At 73.6% G+C, this 17,986-nt stretch carries 14 protein-coding genes and 1 pseudogene; 8 read left to right on the top strand and 7 right to left on the bottom strand.

Annotated elements, in window-relative coordinates; translation table 11 throughout:
• Window positions 1-95: 95 nt before the first annotated feature.
• On the bottom strand, window positions 96-491 hold the full coding sequence (locus tag ACFFF6_RS01140) for a RidA family protein (RefSeq protein WP_376977421.1): 396 nt from the start codon (window positions 489-491) through the stop codon (window positions 96-98).
• A gap of 244 nt (window positions 492-735) precedes the next feature.
• Between ACFFF6_RS01140 and ACFFF6_RS19990 the strand changes: the two are divergent.
• Window positions 736-999: pseudogene (locus tag ACFFF6_RS19990) on the top strand (WYL domain-containing protein); the annotation flags it as partial.
• A 445-nt stretch (window positions 1,000-1,444) separates the two neighbouring features.
• Here ACFFF6_RS19990 and ACFFF6_RS01130 read toward each other — a convergent pair.
• The gene (locus ACFFF6_RS01130) at window positions 1,445-4,564 is read right to left on the bottom strand and encodes a YhgE/Pip family protein (RefSeq protein WP_376977419.1); all 3,120 of its coding nucleotides are present in this window, start codon (window positions 4,562-4,564) and stop codon (window positions 1,445-1,447) included.
• A 208-nt stretch (window positions 4,565-4,772) separates the two neighbouring features.
• Here ACFFF6_RS01130 and ACFFF6_RS01125 point away from each other — a divergent pair, with 208 nt between their 5' ends.
• A complete protein-coding gene (locus ACFFF6_RS01125; RefSeq protein WP_376977417.1) occupies window positions 4,773-5,768 on the top strand; it encodes a TerC/Alx family metal homeostasis membrane protein in 996 nt (331 codons plus the stop codon).
• A 143-nt stretch (window positions 5,769-5,911) separates the two neighbouring features.
• Here ACFFF6_RS01125 and gluQRS read toward each other — a convergent pair whose 3' ends face one another.
• Window positions 5,912-6,814 (bottom strand): tRNA glutamyl-Q(34) synthetase GluQRS, encoded by a 903-nt coding sequence (gluQRS, locus tag ACFFF6_RS01120; RefSeq protein ID WP_376977415.1) that lies wholly within the window; start codon window positions 6,812-6,814, stop codon window positions 5,912-5,914.
• A 170-nt stretch (window positions 6,815-6,984) separates the two neighbouring features.
• On the opposite strand from gluQRS, the gene ACFFF6_RS01115 reads away from it, so the two are divergent.
• The gene (locus ACFFF6_RS01115; protein ID WP_376977413.1) at window positions 6,985-7,758 is read left to right on the top strand and encodes a class I SAM-dependent methyltransferase; all 774 of its coding nucleotides are present in this window, start codon (window positions 6,985-6,987) and stop codon (window positions 7,756-7,758) included.
• 119 nt (window positions 7,759-7,877) lie between these two features.
• On the opposite strand, the gene ACFFF6_RS01110 is transcribed toward ACFFF6_RS01115, so the two are convergent.
• Window positions 7,878-8,600: a hypothetical protein gene (locus tag ACFFF6_RS01110; RefSeq protein ID WP_376977411.1), complete on the bottom strand. Its 723-nt coding sequence runs from the start codon at window positions 8,598-8,600 to the stop codon at window positions 7,878-7,880.
• Between the two features lie 225 nt (window positions 8,601-8,825).
• Between ACFFF6_RS01110 and ACFFF6_RS01105 the strand changes: the two genes are divergently transcribed.
• The 3 genes from ACFFF6_RS01105 to ACFFF6_RS01095 all read left to right on the top strand — a co-directional run bounded on the left by ACFFF6_RS01105 (window position 8,826) and on the right by ACFFF6_RS01095 (window position 12,341).
• Window positions 8,826-9,362, top strand: coding sequence for a peptidylprolyl isomerase (locus ACFFF6_RS01105; RefSeq protein WP_376977409.1), 537 nt, complete (start codon window positions 8,826-8,828; stop codon window positions 9,360-9,362).
• A gap of 626 nt (window positions 9,363-9,988) precedes the next feature.
• Window positions 9,989-10,927 carry a rhomboid family intramembrane serine protease gene (locus ACFFF6_RS01100; protein WP_376977407.1) on the top strand — a complete coding sequence of 313 codons (939 nt, stop codon included), beginning with the start codon at window positions 9,989-9,991 and terminating at the stop codon, window positions 10,925-10,927.
• Between the two features lie 151 nt (window positions 10,928-11,078).
• On the top strand, window positions 11,079-12,341 hold the full coding sequence (locus ACFFF6_RS01095; RefSeq protein ID WP_376977405.1) for a glucose-6-phosphate dehydrogenase: 1,263 nt from the start codon (window positions 11,079-11,081) through the stop codon (window positions 12,339-12,341).
• Window positions 12,342-12,788: 447 nt separating this feature from the next.
• Here ACFFF6_RS01095 and ACFFF6_RS01090 read toward each other — a convergent pair whose 3' ends face one another.
• Window positions 12,789-13,409 carry a pyroglutamyl-peptidase I family protein gene (locus ACFFF6_RS01090; RefSeq protein ID WP_376977404.1) on the bottom strand — a complete coding sequence of 207 codons (621 nt, stop codon included), beginning with the start codon at window positions 13,407-13,409 and terminating at the stop codon, window positions 12,789-12,791.
• Between the two features lie 133 nt (window positions 13,410-13,542).
• Between ACFFF6_RS01090 and ACFFF6_RS01085 the strand changes: the two genes are divergently transcribed.
• Window positions 13,543-14,208 (top strand): GNAT family N-acetyltransferase, encoded by a 666-nt coding sequence (locus ACFFF6_RS01085; RefSeq protein ID WP_376977402.1) that lies wholly within the window; start codon window positions 13,543-13,545, stop codon window positions 14,206-14,208.
• An 87-nt stretch (window positions 14,209-14,295) separates the two neighbouring features.
• Here ACFFF6_RS01085 and ACFFF6_RS01080 read toward each other — a convergent pair whose 3' ends face one another.
• Window positions 14,296-15,273 (bottom strand): aminoglycoside phosphotransferase family protein, encoded by a 978-nt coding sequence (locus ACFFF6_RS01080; RefSeq protein ID WP_376977400.1) that lies wholly within the window; start codon window positions 15,271-15,273, stop codon window positions 14,296-14,298.
• Window positions 15,274-15,308: 35 nt separating this feature from the next.
• On the opposite strand from ACFFF6_RS01080, the gene ACFFF6_RS01075 reads away from it, so the two are divergent.
• The gene (locus ACFFF6_RS01075; protein WP_376977398.1) at window positions 15,309-16,334 is read left to right on the top strand and encodes a LacI family DNA-binding transcriptional regulator; all 1,026 of its coding nucleotides are present in this window, start codon (window positions 15,309-15,311) and stop codon (window positions 16,332-16,334) included.
• A 2-nt stretch (window positions 16,335-16,336) separates the two neighbouring features.
• Here the strand turns inward: ACFFF6_RS01075 and ACFFF6_RS01070 are convergent, their stop codons facing one another.
• Window positions 16,337-17,893, bottom strand: coding sequence for a serine hydrolase domain-containing protein (locus ACFFF6_RS01070; RefSeq protein ID WP_376977396.1), 1,557 nt, complete (start codon window positions 17,891-17,893; stop codon window positions 16,337-16,339).
• Window positions 17,894-17,986 lie beyond the last annotated feature (93 nt).

The following is a 17,986-nucleotide window of genomic DNA, read 5'->3' as shown; positions in this document are numbered from 1 at the left end:
CCCGGGCGACAGCTCCCCGGAGGGGCGACCCGCCCGGACCGCCGCCGGCGCATGCTCCGGCGGCGTGATCCGCGGTGCCGGAGCCGGCCGCCGTGCTAGGCGACGGCCGTGCCGTCGAGCTCGATCATCTGCCCGGGGACCGCCAGGCGGAGGACCCCGAGCATCGTCGTGGTCGGGGCGACCCCGGCATCCCCGAGCCGCTCGGCGAGCACGCCGTAGTGCGCGAGGAGGGCGTCCACATCCGTGGTGTAGACGCCGAGGCGGACGAGGTTCGCGAGTGACATGCCCGCGTCGGCGAGCACGGCCTCGAGGTTGTCCGCCGCCAGCGCGAGCTGAGCGGCGATGTCGCCGTCGTGCTCGGGCCGTCCGTCCCGGCTCATCGCCGTCTGGCCCGAGATGTAGAGCGTGCGGGTCTCGCCGGAGACGACCTCTCCCTGGTGGAAGCCCATCATCTGCGACCAGGTCACGGGGTTCACTGCGCTGCGTTCCATGGCTGCTCCGTTCCATCATGCCGGGGGCCCGGCGACCGGTCGGTCGCCGTGATCGACCCCCGCTCGTCCAGGCTCGCAAGGAATCACGACACCCTGTGTCGTGATTCCTGGTAGGAACTCGCTGCTGCCGGGCTTCCGCACCGAGCTGACCGGGGTGACGCATGAGGAGGCCCTCGCGCTGCTGGCGGCCGGGTCGAGCCGCGAGACGGAGGCTCTCGGCCTCGGCGCCGCGCGGGGCTCGGCGATGCGCAAGGTCGTCGACGCGCTGCCCGAGGGGCACCGCGGACGCCTCGATGACGGGGCCGCATGGCTCCTGATCGAACCGGAGACGGACCTGCTCTCCCGGCGGCAGGTCGGCGAGGACCTGGTCGAGGGGGTGATGGGCGAGGTCCGTCGCGCGGTGCTCTCCGGTCGCCGGCTCCGCATCCTCTCTGCCGCCCCGGAGGCGGAGCCCCGGTCCCGCATCATCGATCCCATCGGCCTGGTGGCCGTCAGGAGCCGCACGCACCTGCTGGCCATGCGGTCCGGAAAGGACCGCACCTACCGGCTGTCGCGGACCCTCGGTGCCGAGATGCTCTCCGATCCCGCGCAGCGGCCCGCGGAGGTCGATCTCGACCGCATCTGGGCCGAGCGCAGCGCGCGGTTCCTCTCCGAGAGCGCCCTCGCCGTGACCATCCGCGTCAGACGGTCACGCCTCGAGGAGCTGCTGGACCACGCTCGGGCCGTGCGCGCCGAGGAGCCCGGGACCGGGGGCTGGGTCCAGCTCGACCTCGCCTTCGAGGACCTGCGGCACGCGATCTGGGCTATGGCAGCTCGACACGGATGCAGAGGGTCGTGGCCCCCGGGTCCCTGCGCGCGGCCCTGCGGGACCGGGCCGCGCGGCTGGCGGCCCGGTACGAGGAGCCCACCGGGTGCTGAGACCTCCGCACCCGCGGGCGACGGTCGCTCCGGGATCAGGAGTCCTTCGCGGAGGGCTCCTCCGACGGCGCGGCGGCACCCGAGCCCTCGTCGGCATCGCGGGCGTCCCCCGCGTCGTCGTCCGAGCCAGGGTCCGTGCCCGCGGCGTCGTCCTCGCTCTCGTCCGCTTCGGCCTCCTCGTCCGCTCCGGCTTCCTCGGCCGCGGGCGGCAGCTCCTCCCCGGACGCGGCGGCAGTGCCCGCGGCCGCCTCGCGGAGCGTCTCCCGGCGCAGCTTCACCGCGCCCAGCAGACCCAGCCCGATGCCGAGCACGAGCCAGCCCGCCAGCCACGTGAGGTCGCCGCGCGGGTCGATCCAGCCGCCGCCGATCGCGCCGCGGAAGGCGTCGACCGCATGGGTCATCGGCAGGTACGGGTGGATCACCTGGAAGAACTCCGGCAGCGTCTGGACCGGGTAGGTGCCCCCCGCGCCGGAGATCTGCAGGGCGATCAGGACGAGCGCCACGAACTTCCCGACCGGCCCGAAGAGGGCGCCGAATCCGTGGTTGAGAGCCACGAACACGAGCGAGGTCAGGATCGACAGGAGCACGAGCATCGGCACGTCCACCGCCGTGATGCCGACGCCGGCCTGCAGGATCGCGACCGCGATCACCGCCTGGACCGCGCCCAGCAGCAGGGCGGGCACGAGCCCGCCGGCGAGCAGGGAGAGCGGTCCGGCGCCGCGGGCGGCGGCGCGCTCGGAGAACGGCGGCATCATGAGGAAGATCGCCATGCCGCCCACCCACAGGCTGATCGCGAGGAACAGCGGCACGAGGCCCTCGCCGAAGCGGTTCAGCCCGTTGTCCCGCACGAAGTCCATGCTCACGGCCTCGGACGCCGTGCCCGAGAGGTGGGTGCGCTCGCCGTCGGTGTAGGAGGGGACGGAGTCGCGGGCGTCGGTGAGACCGTCGCCCAGCTCCTCGCCGCCGTCCACGAGCTTCCCGGCGCCGTCCTTCAGCTGCCCGGAGCCGTCGACGAGCTGCTCGCCGCCGTCGACGAGCTGCCCGCTGCCGTCCTCGATCTGCTCGGCGCCCCCGACGGACTGGTCCAGCCCGTCGGTCAGGGTGCCGGTGCCGTCGGCGAGGGTGCCGGCGCCGTCGGCCAGCTGGTCCGCTCCCGAGGAGGCGCTGCCGACGCCGTCGGTGTACGTGGTGATGCCGTCCTCGAGGTCCGAGGCGCCGTCGGCGGTGCGCTGCGAGCCGTCGGCGAGGGTCGCCGTGCCGTCGGCGAGCTGGGCCGTGCCGTCGCGCAGCTGGTGCACTCCGTCGGCCCCGTCGCTCAGGGTCCGGTAGGCGCCCGGAAGGGCGACCGCGATCTCGCGGGCCTGGCCGATGAGCTCATCGGCCCTCGTCCCGAGCCCGTCCTGGGCGGTGCTCGCATCGGTCGCGTCCTGCGTCGCGGCGGCGACGCCGTCGGAGAGGGTGCGGGCGTCCGTCGCGAGCTGCTGGACGGGGGCGGCCATCGTGCCGGTCAGGTCGGCGACGTCTTGCGCGCCGGTCTCGAGCGACTCGGCGGTCGGGACCATGCCGGAGGCCGTGTCGTGGATGCCGGTCGCAGAGCCGGCGAGGGCTCCCGAGGACTGGGCGGCCTCGTCGATCCCGTCCGATGCGGTGCGGGCGTCCCCGGCGGTGCCGGAGGCGCTCTCGCGCAGGCCGGAGGAGTCGCCGGCCACGGCCGCCAGGTCCGCGCAGAAGGCCTCCTCGGCCCCGGAGCCGGCGCAGCGGGCGGCGAGGTCCTCGACGGTGCGGGTGTAGTCGTCCACGTCCGCGGAGAGCCCCTCGGCGGAGTCGGCCGCGTCGGAGGCGGGGCCCTGGGCGTCCGTGACCGCGGTGTCGACGGCCGTGGCCTGCTCGGACAGCGGCTGCGATGTCTCCTCCAGCGCGCGGGCGTCGTCGGCGAGGGTGGTCGCGTCCTCGGCCATGGCGGTGGCCCGGTCGTCGATGTCGGTCGCGGTGCCGGCGAGGCCCTCGGCCCCGGTCGCGAGCGTGTCGGCGGCCGTGGCGTGGTCGCCCAGGAGGGTCTCGAGGTCGTCGAGGCGCCGGGACACGTCATCGAGCCCGGTGGTGAGGTCCTGCGAGGCCTGGTCGACGCTCTCCTGGTCGACGCCGAGCTCGTCGAGGCGCTGCTGGGCGCTCGTGACGGCGTCGTCGAGGGTCTGGGTGCCGGAGGCGACCTGGTCGGCGCCCTCCTGGAGGGCGAGGGCGCCGTCGGCGACCTGGCGGGTGCCGTCGGCGAGCTGCGAGCTGCCCGAGCGCAGGGCCGAGCTGTTCGCGTCGAGCAGGCCGAGCCCGTCGGCGAGGCCGCGTGCGCCCTCGCTCAGCTGGTCCGCGCCCTCGCCCAGGGTCACGGAGCCGTCCAGCAGCTGGCGGAGCCCCACCACGAGCGTCCCGGAGCCGTCGTGCAGCTGCACGGCCCCGTCGGTGAGCTGCCTGGAGCCGTCCTCGAGGTCGCCTGCGCCGTCCCGCAGCTGCCCGGAGCCGTCGGTGAGCTGCTCGGCTCCGTCGACGGCGTCGCCCAGGCCGTCATGGAGGGTGGTGAAGCCGACGTACACGTTGTCGAGGTACTCCTCCAGGACGCTCGCCCGCAGCGCCTCGGTGATCGCGGTGCCCACGGACTTGGTGAAGTTTCCGGAGACGTAGTTGACCGTGTCGTTCGTGCGCACCGTGATCACGGCCCCCTTCGCCGCGCCCGGGTCCTCGCCGCCCAGCGAGCCCACGTTCGCGGAGAAGTCCTCGGGGATCTCGACGAGCGCCCCGTAGGTGCCGTCGGCGAGACCGGCCTCGGCATCGGCGCGATCGACCTCGACGAAGCGGTAGACCGTGGACTTGTCCATGTCCAGGAGGGTCTCGGTGAAATCCGCGCCGACGTCGAGATGGCGCGCCTCCCCGTCGGGGGCGGTGACGTCGGCGCCGGTGTCCTCGTTGACGACGGCGGCGGTCATCCGGTTCAGATTGCCGCTGGGGTCGTCGAAGGACCAGGTCATGTTCCCCGAGTAGACGATGGGGACCACGGCGAGGCCGGTGACGAACAGGGCGGCGATCGGCTTCTTCCACTCTGCGGGGATCAGGGCGAGGAGCCGGGCGAGGAAGGAGGGGGCGGGATGCTTCGTGGGGTGCACGCCAACACGATACATTTGTGTATCGAGTTGAGTAAAGGCTCCGTGGCGGTGATCCGGACGACCGTCGCGGCAGCCCGCGCCGACGAGCGGACCGCCCCCGGGGCGGTCCCCGGCGGCTCCGAGGGAGCGAACGATACCCTGGACCGGTCTGCTCCCGCGCGGCCGATGGTCCCGCGGCGAGCTTCCCCATCCCGAAAGGTTCCGCCGCATGGGCGAGATAAGTCTGACCTTCGAGATCGTCGCGCTGGTCGTGCTGACGGCGATCCTCATCCTGGACCTGCTGCTGGTCCTCAAACGCCCCCACGAGCCCTCCATGAAGGAGGCCTCGCTCTGGATCGCCTTCTACGTGTCGCTCGCCCTGATCTTCGCGGTCATCCTCGCGATCGTCTCGAACGACGGCGCGCACACGGCCACCCGCTTCCTCACCGGCTGGCTGCTCGAGTACTCCCTCAGCGTCGACAACCTGTTCGTGTTCATCGTGATCATGGGCAAGTTCGCGGTGCCGCGGAAGTACCAGCAGGAAGTGCTGATGGTGGGCATCATCATCGCCCTCATCGCCCGGGCGATCTTCATCCTCGCCGGCTCGGTGATCATCGAGCAGTTCGCCGGAGTCTTCTACATCTTCGGCATCTTCCTCCTGTACACGGCATGGAAGCAGACCAAGGAGGAGGACGACGACGAGGGCGACTCCTTCATCATGCGCGCCGTCCGCAAGGTCCTCCCGGTGCACGACGAGTACGACGGCAACAAGCTGCGCACCGTGGTGGGAGGGCGGAAGCTCTTCACCCCGATGCTGCTCGTGTTCGTGACGATCGGCCTGACCGACGTGATGTTCGCGCTCGACTCGATCCCCGCGATCTTCGCGATCACCACGAACCCGTTCATCGTCTTCACCGCGAACCTGTTCGCCCTCATGGGCCTGCGGCAGCTGTACTTCCTGCTGGGCGGGCTCATGGACCGTCTCAAGTACCTGCACTACGGCATCGCCGCGATCCTCGGGTTCATCGGCGTGAAGCTCATCATCCACGCGATCCACGAGGCCCCGCTCGAGTGGATCCCCGGCTTCCACTACCTCGAGGCGATCCCCGAGGTGCCGATCTGGCTCTCGCTCACCGTCATCCTCGTCTCGATGGGAGCGGCGACCATCGTCTCGCTCGTCTCCTCCGCGCGCGATCGCACGGTCGAGGAGCATCCCGGGCAGTGACCCCGGGGCGCCCCGCGCCCGCACCGCACCGGACCCCTGTCGGCGCCGCGGCCGGCAGGGGTCCGATGCTCCCCGGCGCCGCTCCCCGCGGAACGGTCGACGAGCCGCGGCAGGCCCTCGCGGGAGCGTGGCGCCCGGGCTGCTCAGCCCGGCAGCTCCACCACCCACGGCGCGTCCGGCGGAGCCGCCGGGTCCCAGCGCGCGAGGACATCGGCCGCGCTCGTGCACCCCGGCAGCCCCAGGGAATCGCCGATGCGGCCCATCACCTGCGCGGCGCTCTCGCCGAGCTCCAGACGATCCCGCAGCGTCACGGCGCCGTCACGCTTGGCCAGCCGCGCCCCGTCGCGGTTCACGGCCAGCGGCACATGCGCGTACTCCGGGACGGGCAGCCCCAGCAGCCGCGCCAGATGCGCCTGACGCGGCGCGGAGGTCAGCAGGTCGTCGCCCCGCACCACCTGGTCCACGCCTGCGGCCGCATCGTCGACGACCACGGCGAGGTTGTAGGCGACCACCCCGTCGCCGCGGCGCAGCACGAGGTCGTCGACAGCGGCCGTGACGGTCCCCGCGAACATGTCGTGGACGCTCGCCCGGTCGACGCCGGCGCGCAGCCGCAGCGCCGGGGCGCGACGCAGCTGCGCCATCCGGGCCCGGCCCGCCTCCTGCGCGCCGGGATCCAGATCCCGGCAGGTCCCCGGGTAGGCGCCGGGCGGGGCATGCGGCGCGGAGGGCGCCTCGAGGATCTCGCGTCGCGTGCAGAAGCACTCGTAGACCAGGCCCGCCTCCTGCAGGTCCGCGATCGCCGCCGCGTGGGCGCCGCCCCGCTCCGACTGCCGCACGACGGGCCCGTCCCAGTCGATGCCGAGGGCGGCGAGGTCCTCGAGCTGCCGCTGCTCCGCACCCGCTCGCACCCGGTCCAGGTCCTCGACCCGCAGATGGAAGGCGCGGCCGCTGCGGCGGGCCAGCACCCAGGCGAGCACGGCGGTGCGCAGATTCCCCAGGTGCAGGTCGCCGCTGGGAGAGGGGGCGTAGCGTCCCGCCCCGGTCACGCGAGCGCCTCGTCGCTGCGATGCCCGCGCGCGGGATGGGTGATCATGCTCGTCCTCTCGTCCGGGGCGCTCGATGGGGTGGGCCTCCTGCAGTGTAGGCAGGGGTGCGGCCGCGCCGGGGCGGAGGCGTCGATGCGGCTCGCGGGTGTGCGCGCGACTACTCTCGTCCCATGCATCAGCACCAGGAGGGCCCTGCCCCCGCGGAGGATCGCCGCTCCGCAGCCCATGACGCCGCCGTCCCCGCCGCGGACCCCGCCCAGCACTGGGAGGAGCACTACGCGGGAACGGGGCCCGTCTGGTCCGGCGAGGTCAACGCGAGCCTCGCCGCGGTCCTCGCGGACCTGGTCCCGGCCGCGCCGGCGGATGGCGCCGCCCCGCGCGCCCTCGACCTCGGCTGCGGGGAGGGCGCCGATGCGATCTGGCTCGCCCGCGCCGGCTGGGTGACCACGGGAGTGGACATCTCGCCGACGGCGATCGCCCGCGCCCGCCAGGCCGCCGCGGCCGCGGACGTCGACCCGTCCCGGCTGCTCCTGCTGTCCGCGGACCTGTCCGACGAAGCGGCCGATGCCACCCTCGGCGGTCCCTTCGACCTGGTCACGGCCGCGTTCTTCCATGCGAGCGTCGCGCTTCCGCGTCGGGGGATCCTGCGTCGCGCCGCCGCGCTCCTGGCTCCCGGCGGCCGCCTGCTGGTGCTCTCCCACGCCGCGCTCCCGCCCTGGGCCGCGGCCGATCCGTCCGCGCACGATCACGAGCACGACACCGCGCACGGCGACGGCTCTCCCGGCATGAGCATGCGCAGCCCCCAGGAGGATCTGGAGGATCTCGCCCTGCCGGCCGAGGACTTCGAGGTCGAACGGGTCGAGGTCCTCCGGCGCGCGGCGACCGCTCCCGACGGGACCCCCGCCGAGCTCGAGGACGGCATCCTGCTGCTGCGTCGTCGCTGAGCGCCACGTCGGGCCCGGGCGCCATGCAGCCCGGGACCGAGGAGGGGGTCCTCGGATCCCGGGCTGCGTGTCATCGGCCGTGGGCGGCGCTGATCAGGCGGTGCCTGCCGCCCGGCCGGTCAGGCGTCGCCGCGATGGTTCCCGCGCTTGCCCTCGGCCGCGTCCTTGAGGGACTCGGCGACGTCGCCGGCCTCGGCGGAGCCGACGGAGTCGGAGACCGCGGAGGAGTCGGAGTCCGTCGAGCCGGAGGCCGGGTAGTGGGCGCGGGCGAAGTCCGCCGGCGGGGCCCAGGGGTCCTCGACGGGACGGGTCTTCTTCCAGGCCACGTAGCCCGCTGCGGCGCCGACCGCGGCCAGGCCCAGGACCAGCAGCACCTTGCCGGCGCGGCCCTTCTTCTTGGGCGCGGGTGCGGCGAGGGCCGCGGCGCGGATGTCGCCCTGGCCCTTGTCGAACTCCTTGCGGGCGGCGTCCACCGCGGCCCCGACGGCCGCGCTCACCACGGTGTTCGTGGTGGCGGCGGTGCGCTTGGCGCGAGGAAGGTAGTCGTCCTTCACGTCATGGCGGAGCTTGTCCGCGGTGGGCCCCAGCTTGTCCGCGAAGGCCGACAGCTTCTCGCTCTGCGTGCGGATGCTGTCCTCCACGAGGGGGCGGTACTGATCCACGAGCTCGCCGGCCTTGTCGCGGGCCTCACGGGCGCCCTCGCTCACGACGGGGCCGACGTTCGCGGCGAGCTTGGACAGCTCCGCGATCGCCTTGTCCGCGGCCTTCTCCGAGGTGGTGGCGACCTCGGTGGCAGTCTCCTGAGCCTTCTTGGCAGCGCGCTTGGACGTCTTCAGCGCCATGGCTTCCCCTTTCGGTCGATTCCGCCGGCCTTGCCGACGCGGGTCCAGGAAGCGGCACGCCGGACTGCGGCACGCTTCGATGGCGCCCACTCTATCGTGACGTGGGGCACGGACATCCAGGCTTCTCCCCGCCTGCCGCAGGCCGCCCGCGTCCCGGTTCCGTCGGCTCTGCGACCATGTGCCCGAGGATGTGTCCCCTCCCGGCGCGTGTGCGAGGATGACCGCATGTTCGCAACCCTGCACACCAACCATGGGGACATCCGCCTGGAGCTGTTCCCGAACCACGCCCCCAAGACCGTCGAGAACTTCGTGGGCCTCGCCGAGGGCACGCGCGAGTTCACCGACGTCGAGTCCGGCGAGAAGGTGACGCGCCCCTTCTACGACGGCGTCATCTTCCACCGCGTGATCGACGGCTTCATGATCCAGGGCGGTGACCCCCAGGGCACCGGCACCGGCGGCCCCGGCTACACCTTCGACGACGAGATCTCGGAGAAGAACTTCAACGAGCCCTACAAGCTCGCCATGGCCAACGCCGGCAAGCGCATGAACGCGCTGACCGGCCGCCCCGCCGGCACCAACGGCTCGCAGTTCTTCATCACCGTGGCCCCCACCCAGTACCTGCACGGCAAGCACACCGTGTTCGGCGAGGTCGCGGACGAGGAGTCGAAGAAGGTCGTCGACGCCATCGCCACGACCGCGACCGACATGCGGGACCGTCCCCTCGAGGAGGTCGTGATCACCTCGGTGACCGTCGAGAGGTGACCACGGCGCCTCCGGGCGCATCCATCCCGCGGCGCCCCTGCCATCCGGCAGGGGCGCCGCTCGCATGCGGGACCGTCCGGGGACGCCTCGCCCGATGCTCTGGTGAGGCCGACGTCCCAGAGCGCGAAGACCACGAAGCCGGCCGAGAGCGCGAGGGCGGCGGAGGCGGTGTTGTCGCTCCGGCAGCGGTACTGCGGTTCTGCGCCGCGCGCGAGCGCATCGGCGCAGAGCGACCGCACCGTCGCCCGGGCCAGCCCGCGGCCGCGGAGGTGAGCGTGAGCCGGCAGCGTCCGTCCACGGGCTCGAGGATCTCGATCTCCTGGCCGGCCGGGAGCGTCTCGTCGAGCACCACCTCGATGTCCTGCACCCGGTCGGAGACGGGGGATCCCGGCTCGGTCGGGGCGGCGCCGGGCGGGACGCAGGAGGCGGTGCGCCATTGCGCGGCGACGGTCGGGGCGAGGTCGGGAGGGGGCACCGGAGCTCCTGGCGGTCGGATGGGGGCCGCCGTCGAGCATCCCGCCGCCCGCCGCCGCTGCCCAGCGGTTTTCCCCTGGGCCGAGCCGTCTCGTCGCGCCCGGGCCCGGGCGCGCACACGCAGGCCAGGATGTTCGTGTAGGAATGAGCGCATGAACCGTCCCAGCTACGGCTACAGCGCCGCAGAATCCGAGGGGGCGGGGGAGCAGCCCGTCTGCCCCCGCCACCCCGACCAGGTGACCTACGTGCGCTGCCAGCGCTGCGACCGACCCGTGTGCGGGCAGTGCCAGCGCCCCGCGGCCGTGGGCGTGCTGTGCGTGGACTGCGAGCATCAGCTGCGTCAGCAGCAGCGCAGCGCCCAGCCGCGCACCGCGATGGGTGCGCCGGCGCGGAGCGCGACCCCCTACGTCACCTACGTCATGATGGGGCTGTGCGGCCTGGGCTTCCTGCTCCAGCAGGTCGACGCCGGCCTCGTGTACCAGTTCCTGGTCTACGGCCCCGTCGTCTCCCTCTCCCAGCCGTGGACCTTCCTGACCAGCGGCTTCCTGCATGGCGGGATCATGCACATCGCCCTGAACATGTGGGCGCTGTGGGCCGTGGGCCAGTACCTCGAACGGACCATGGGGCACTGGCGCTATGCGGGCGTCTACCTCGTCTCCGTCATCGCGGGGCATACGGCGGTCCTGCTGTTCGCGGATCCGATCTCGCTCGCGTGGACGACCGGCACCGTCGGGGCGAGCGGCGGCATCTTCGGGCTCTTCGGCAGCCTCTTCGTGGTCAACCGGCGGATGGGTGCGCAGGCCACCCAGGTCCTCATCCTGATCGGCCTGAACCTGGTCATCACCGTCACCGTGCCCGGCATCTCCTGGCAGGGGCACCTGGGCGGGCTCGTGGTCGGCACCGCGATGACCGCGGCCATGTTCGCGCTGCGCCCCAGGGCCACGCCGGGTGCGGACCGCATCGCCCTCGCCCGGCGCGCATCGCTCATCCACGTCGGCGTGATCGGGGGCGGGCTGCTGCTGTGCCTGCTGGTCATCGCGGCCAAGGCGGCGAGCGTCCCGGCCGGGTATCTGCCGCTGCCCTTCGCCTGATGTCGCCTGATGTCCGGATCGCTCCGCCGGACGTCGGAGGGACACGGACGGCCCCAGATAGTTAATCTCTATTATTAACGGTGTACTGTGGTCTCGACGCCCCGCGCCGGACCGGCGGCGGGGTCCGCCTCGACGCTAGGAGATGCCGTCCGTGAACGAGCCCACACTCATGATCCTCGGCGCGACCGGGGATGTGACCTCGCGCCTGCTGCTGCCGGGTATCGGGATGGTGCTGCAGGAGCATCCGGATCGGTCCGTGCGCGTGATCGGCGTCGGACGTCGCCCCTGGCCGCGCGCGGAGTTCGCGGCCATGGTGGAGCGGACGGTCGGAGCCGGGGGAGCAGACCCCGCCGTCGCCGCGCAGATCGCGCAGAAGGCCGACTACCGTCAGATCGACATGCGCGAACCCGAGGACCTCGCCCGCCTGCTCGCCGAGCATGAGGACGCCGCCCGCCTGTACCTCTATTTCGCGCTGCCGCCCCAGACATCGGCGGGCGTCTGCGCGACCCTGCGCGAGGTCCGCCTCTCCGCCGCCGTGCACCTCGCGCTCGAGAAGCCCTTCGGGACGGACCTCGCGAGCGCGCAGGCGCTCAACCAGCTGGTCGGCGAGCTCGCCCCCGCCGACCGCGTCCACCGGATCGACCACTTCCTGGGGATGAGGATCGTCCGCGGCCTCGCGGGCTCGGAGATCACCCGGCTGCTCGCGGAGGCGGAGGCCGCCGCCGATCCCCTGGCCGAGGTCGAGATCTGCTTCGACGAGCTGATCGCCCTCGAGGGCCGCGCCGGGTACTACGATCATGCCGGGGCGATGGTCGACATGATCCAGTCCCATCTGCTGCTGACGCTCGCCGAGCTGGTCGGCACCGCGCTGGGGCAGGTCGCGGGACCGGACGTGCATGCGCGGCGCGCCGCAGTGCTGCGGGCGACCCGCCTGCGGGACGGGGCCGATGCCGTGCGTCGAGCCCGGTACACGGCCGGCTCCGTCCAGGGGCGCGAGGTGCCCTCCTACGTGGACGAGGACGGCGTCGATCCAGCGCGAGGCACCGAGACCCTCGCCCAGGTCACCGTCGAGGTCGACCTGCCGGGCTGGCAGGGGGTCCCGATCGCGCTGCGCTCGGGCAAGGCGCTGGGCCGACCGGCGCAGCACATCGCGCTGCGCACGCGCAGCGGGCGGCAGGCCGTCGTGCCGTTCGTGACCGCGGATCCCGAGGGCGCTCACATCGACGCCTACGGCGCGGTGGCGGACAGCCTCCTGTTCGGCGATGCGAGCCTCGCCGTCATGGGGGAGGTGCCGGAGCAGGGCTGGCGCATCGCCGGGGAGGTCCTCGAGAGGTGGGCTGCCGGGGGCGTGCCGATGTCCGAGTACCGGGCCGGGGCCGACGTGCCGGAGCAGTGGCGTCCGATGTCCGTCTGACGCGGGTGCGGGAGCGAATGACACGCATGTGATCATCCCCAGATGTGGATGGCGTTGGGGATAACCGGCGGATCCCTGGGGAAAGATCCCCGAGACGGTGGACAGGACGGGCCGCGTTGGGGACGAGGCGCGGCCGATGCCGCCGCGTCCCGCCTCGGTCTCCCGTGCCCCGCCGGATCCGGCGCGCGGGTGCCGCATCGCTGTGACGACGAGGTCGTGACCTGCTCGTCATCGCGCCGTGATCGTTCCGTGACACCATCGCGCCCCGCACGAACCGCGCGCACCTGCGGAAGCACATCGGTGTCATTCGTCCCCAGGTGTGGACATCGATGTGGATAACTGTGGGCGGTGTGCCTGGCCGATGGTGGACAGCGGTGTGGATCGGCGGCGGGGACGACGACGGCAGCGGGCCGTCCACCGTCGCAGGGAGACGATCCCCGGTCGCTGTCAGGATTCGGCGCCGCCGCTGACCCGCACGTCGTCCCGGGTCCGCAGCGCCGCCCACAGCATCTCCACGAGCACGCGCGCCGTCTCCGCCACCGGCAGATCCGCCGTCGCGGGAACGTGCACGAAGCCGCCGCGGGTCCCCGCGAGCTCCGGCTCCGTCGCGAGCGCGTGCTGGAGCCGGTAGAACACGTCGTTGCACACGAAGGTCCCCGCGGTCTGCGACACGGCGGCGAGCGACGGGGACGCGGCCACCATGGTCTTGATCGGCAGGGTCGAGAAGTAGCCGACCGGTCCGCCCGGCACACAGGGCTCGTCCACCGGCGACGCGCCGGCGTTGTCGGGGATCCGGGCGTCCTGCACGTTCACCGCCGTGCGCTCCGGCGTCACCCGCAGCCGCCCCGCGGCGAGCCCCGTCGCGACCACCAGCGAGGGGTGCAGGGCGCGGGCCTCTGCGAGCAGCGCATCGGCCCCGCGGCCGAACTCCACCGGCAGCAGCAGATCCGCGACCCGCACCCCCGCCTCGCGCAGGAACGGCAGCGCGCGCCGCACCGCTTCCCACGACTCGTTCGTCGCCGCCCCGTCGAAGGGCTCGAAACCGCTCAGCAGCACATCGATCGCCATCGTGCCAGCGTAGCGGCGGCCCTGCGACGGCCCCGGGCCCGGGGTGGAGGCGGCGGTGGCGGCAGCGGACCTCGAGGCCCCTCCCGCCGAGAACCCGCTGGCAGGGGCCGCAGTGCTCGGCTACCCTCTGTCCATGTCGAATCCGCTCGCGCCCCTCTTCCCGCCCTTCGGCCTCACCCTGCGCGCGGGCGACCTGACCCTGAGGCTCCTGCGCGACGAGGACCTGCCGGAGTACGCGGAGCTCCTGACGCGGCCGATCTTCCCGGACGAGGACGCCGACCACGTCTTCCCCTGGTACCTGGGCGACCCGGAGGCACGGGTGCGCAATGCGCTCATGTTCCAGTGGACCAAGCGGGCGGAGGTCGCCCCGGAGCGCTGGAACCTCACCCTCGGGATCTGGGCGCAGGGCGGGCTGATCGGCTCCCAGGACGTGAACGCGACGGACTTCCCGCGACGGAGGGTGGTCTCCTCCGGATCGTGGCTCACGCTCGACGCGCACGGCCGCGGCTACGGGAAGCTCATGCGGCAGATGATCCTGGTCCTCGCCTTCGACCATCTGGGCGCGCTGCGCGCGGAGTCCGCGGCCGTCCTCGGCAACGCCCCGTCCTTCGGGGTCTCCCGCGCCTGCGGCTACGAGGCCGATGGCACGGAGGTCGTGATCGAGCGGGATCGCCGCCTCGTGCACCAGCGCTTCTCCGTCACCCCGCAGACCGTGGTGCGGCCCGCCGTGCCGGTCGAGGTCGAGGGCCTCTCGCCGGAGCTGCGGGCGATGCTCGGCGCTCCGGAGCCCGCCCTCTGACCCGGACGCCCGCGGCCGTGCCGGATCATGACGACCGGGAGCCGCGGACCTGCGCGCCGCTCCCCGGGGACGGGGCGGATGACGGGTTCACATCCCGTCGATCACCGGTGCGAGCGCGAGCGCGATCCGGCCGGTGCCGTCCATGCCGCCCGCCTCCTGCACGCACCGGGCGAAGAGCCAGGTCAGCGTCCGCTGCGGATCGAGGTCGGCGAGCGCCGCGATGCGCTGCACCGGGCCGACGGGATCCTCGAGCAGCCGCTCGGGGTGGTTCAGAAGATGCTGGAGCACGTCGTAGTGGGGATCGCCGACGTAGGGCTTGGGGTCGATGAGCGCCCAGTCGGAGAGGTCCGCGCCCGGCCGCTGGCGCCGCGACAGCACGTTGTGGTGATGCAGATCCGTGGCGAGCAGGACGGGTTCGCCGTCCCAGTCGCGGGGCAGGGAGCGGAACAGGGACAGGCCGTGGTCGACGACCGCGGCGGGCAGGACGGCACGGGCGCGTTCCTCGGCCTCGTCCGCCCACCAGGCGCACATGTCCGCGAGCGGCCGGAACCCGGAGCCCGCCGGGGGAGCGATCCGCAGGCGCCGCAGCAGCGCGGCGATCACCACGTCGCAGGCGGCGGGATTGGGCAGCTCCTCATGCAGCGTGCGCCCGGGGCGTACCCGTTCCATGAGCAGGGCGGAGCAGTCCCCGCGCCGTTCGTGCCGGGCCAGGGGCACCGCCCCCTGGCCCTGCCAGGCGGCGAGCCCGGCGGCCTCGTCGCGAGCCTCGTCATGCGCCCATCCCACCTTGAGCAGCAGGTCCGCTCCGGAGGGGTCTCGGACCTCGGCGACCCAGGCGGAGCTCCCGCCCGGTTCGAGGACCGCCCCGATCTCGAGGGACCACTGCGCGGCGAGCCGGTCCACCTGCTCGGGCAGCGATCCGGCCCAGGCCAGGAACCCGGCATCCCCGCGGTCGGCCGGGCCCGCCGCCTGCGCGGCATGACGCGCGAGGGCCTCCGCGCGGTGCCGGGCGAGGTCGCGGGGGAGGGGGCGGCCGGCGACGAGGAGCTCCGATGCAGACGTCATCCCTCCACGGTACGGGGTCTTCGTACACTGGCGGGATGAGCCGCAGCCGCCCCACCCAGCTGGACGTCGCCCGGCGGGCCGGCGTCTCGCGGGCGCTCGTCTCCCTCGTGGTGCAGGGCAGCAGCAGGGTCAGCCCGCAGCGGCGGGAAGCCGTGCAGCAGGCCATCGAGGAGCTCGGCTACCGGCCGCAGGAGATCGCGGCGCACCTCGCCGCCCGGCGCACCGACACGATCGGCGTGGTCCTTCCCGATCTGCGCAATCCCTTCTACGGAGAGCTGGCCGAGGCGATCCTCGAGGTCGCGCGCGAGGCCGGGCGGCGGGTGCTCATCGCCGTCGGCTTCGGGGACGCGGTCACCGACGCCCGCAGCCACCCCGGAGGCACCGCCTTCGCGGAGGCCTTCGCCCGCGGGGTCGCGGCGGAGCAGGACGCGGCCGGGGGCTTCCTCGCGGGTCGTGCGGACTCCCTGGTGCTGGTGAGCCCGCGCTCCGGCGATGCGGAGATCGCGAAGCTCGCCCGCAGCGCTCCCGTGAGCGTGATCGGCCGCGAGGTCGCCCTGCCGGGCATCGGCAGCGTGCGCACCGACGAGGCGGCCGGCGGGGAGCTCGCGGTCGCGCATCTCCTCTCCCGCGGCGGCACGCGCCTGGCGCACCTCGGCCCGACCGGGAGCCCCTACGCCGATGTCGCGGCGCGCGAGCGGCAGGAGGCCTTCCTCGCGAGCGCGGAGCGCCGCGGGGTCCCGGCCCGGCCCGTGCTGCTGACCGATGCGGCCGGGCCGGAGCAGATCGAGGGCATGGTCGAGGAGCTCGTCGCGGACGGCGTCGACGCGATCGGGGTGCACAACGACCGTCTCGCGATCGGCCTGCTCACGACGGTGCCGCGGCGTCGCTTCACCGCGATCGTGGGCTATGACGACATCCCCGCGGCGGGGCAGCCGATCATCGGTCTCAGCACGATCGACCAGCTGCCCCGGGAGCTGGCCCGGCACGCGCTCGAGCAGCTCGCGGCCGATGCCCCCGGCCACGTCCGTCTCGCCCCGCAGCTGCGGGCCCGCGCGACCTGAGCTCAGCGCGGGACGCGGATCCGCTGCGCGGGGACGAGGAAGTCCGCGGTCGGGACCTGCAGCTGGCCCGTGACCCGCAGCGCGACCGGGCGCAGCGACCCGTCCCGATGCTCGAGGCGCAGCAGCGCCGGCTCCGCCCAGGAGCCGTAGCCGGAATCGCCCCAGGTGGGAAGCTCGAGCGTGACCGCGTCCTCCTCGTCCCGGGCGGTGCCGACGGCGAGCTCGAGAGCGGACTCGGAGGGGTCCAGGTCCTCATCGGCCAGGAGGAACAGGCGTCCGCCCAGCACCGCGAGGCGGCTGCGCGCCCCGAGGGAGTCGTAGCTGCCGGCGACGAGGGCGGCGACCTCCGCGGCGGTGCGCTCGGTGCCCGCGATGAGCACGGGCGCCTGCTCTGCGAGGGGCTGCGGGCGGGGCCGTCCGTTCGAGGCGCCGCCGAGCGCTCCCGCTTCCTCGTAGGTCGCGGCCTTCCCCGCCGGGGACCCGCTCGCCAGCGACAGCAGCCCCAGCAGCCCGGCCGCGATGTCGGAGGTGGGCGCGTCGTAGGAGGTGCCGAGCACGGAGACGGCGAGGCGTGCGGCGGGCACCACCCAGGTGCGGGTCAGGCCCGTCGGGAACCCGCCCGAATGCCCGATCGCCGCGAAGCCGTGGAGGTTCGCCTCCTGCAGGCCCAGGCCGTATCCGGTGCCCTCGGCGAGGGTCCACACGCGGCGGCGCATCTGCCGCAGCGAGGCGGGGTCGAGCAGGGCGTCGTCGGCGAGGACCTTCCCGGCGAAGGTCGCGATGGGGCCGGCGCTCGCCCAGAAGCCGGTCGCCGCGGCGAGCGCGTGCGTGGGGATCTGCTCGACCGTGCGCCGCGCACCGTGCAGGCGGGTGCTGTGGCCGAGCGCGAAGCCGTGCGGGTCCTCGGGGCCGGTCGCGTCGTCAGGCAGGTCGGGGCCGATGCCCTCCGCCCCGACCGGGTCCAGGACCAGCTCGTGGACGGCGTCGGCGAATCCGGCTCCGGTCACGCTCTCGATGACCAGGCCCAGCAGGCCGTAGCCGATGTTGGAGTACTGCAGGTGCAGGCCCGGTTCGGCGACGACGGCGCTGGTCCGGGCGATCTCGATCAGCTGTTCCCGGTCGGGGAAGGGGAAGCGCAGCGCCCACCAGCCGGAATCGGAGGAGTCCCGGGTCAGGCCCGCGGAGTGGGAGAGCAGGTCGCGCAGGGTGCGGTTGGCGACGGGAGAGTCCGCGAGCTCGCCGACGTGGGTGCCCAGCGTGTCGTCGAGCCGCAGGCGGTCCTGCTCGGCCAGGCGCAGGACCGCGAGGGCGCAGAACATCTTCGAGTGCGAGGCGATCCGCAGCCTGTGCGTGGTCAGCAGCGCGGTCCCCGCGGACTCATCGGCCGTGCCGGCGGCGACCTCCGCCACGAGCGCGCCCTCGTGCCAGATCGCGGCCTGCACGCCCGTCAGCCCGCGGGAGGCGATGAGAGTCTCCAGCCAGTGCGGCAGGATCGCGGCGACGGAGGCGACGGCCTCCCGGTCGATCGGGGCGATGGTGGGACGGGGATCGGCGGGCACGGGGCGGCTCCTTCGCATCGGGGACGCCTCGATCCTAGGGGGCCGTGGACGGGCGGACGTCCGCGATGACCCGCTCGGACGCGGGTCCCGGGG

This window comes from Brachybacterium hainanense, assembly GCF_042434575.1.
Lineage (GTDB): Bacteria > Actinomycetota > Actinomycetes > Actinomycetales > Dermabacteraceae > Brachybacterium > Brachybacterium hainanense.
Note: the sequence above shows the minus strand (reverse complement) of the source record. Positions and strands in the feature narration are given on the sequence as shown.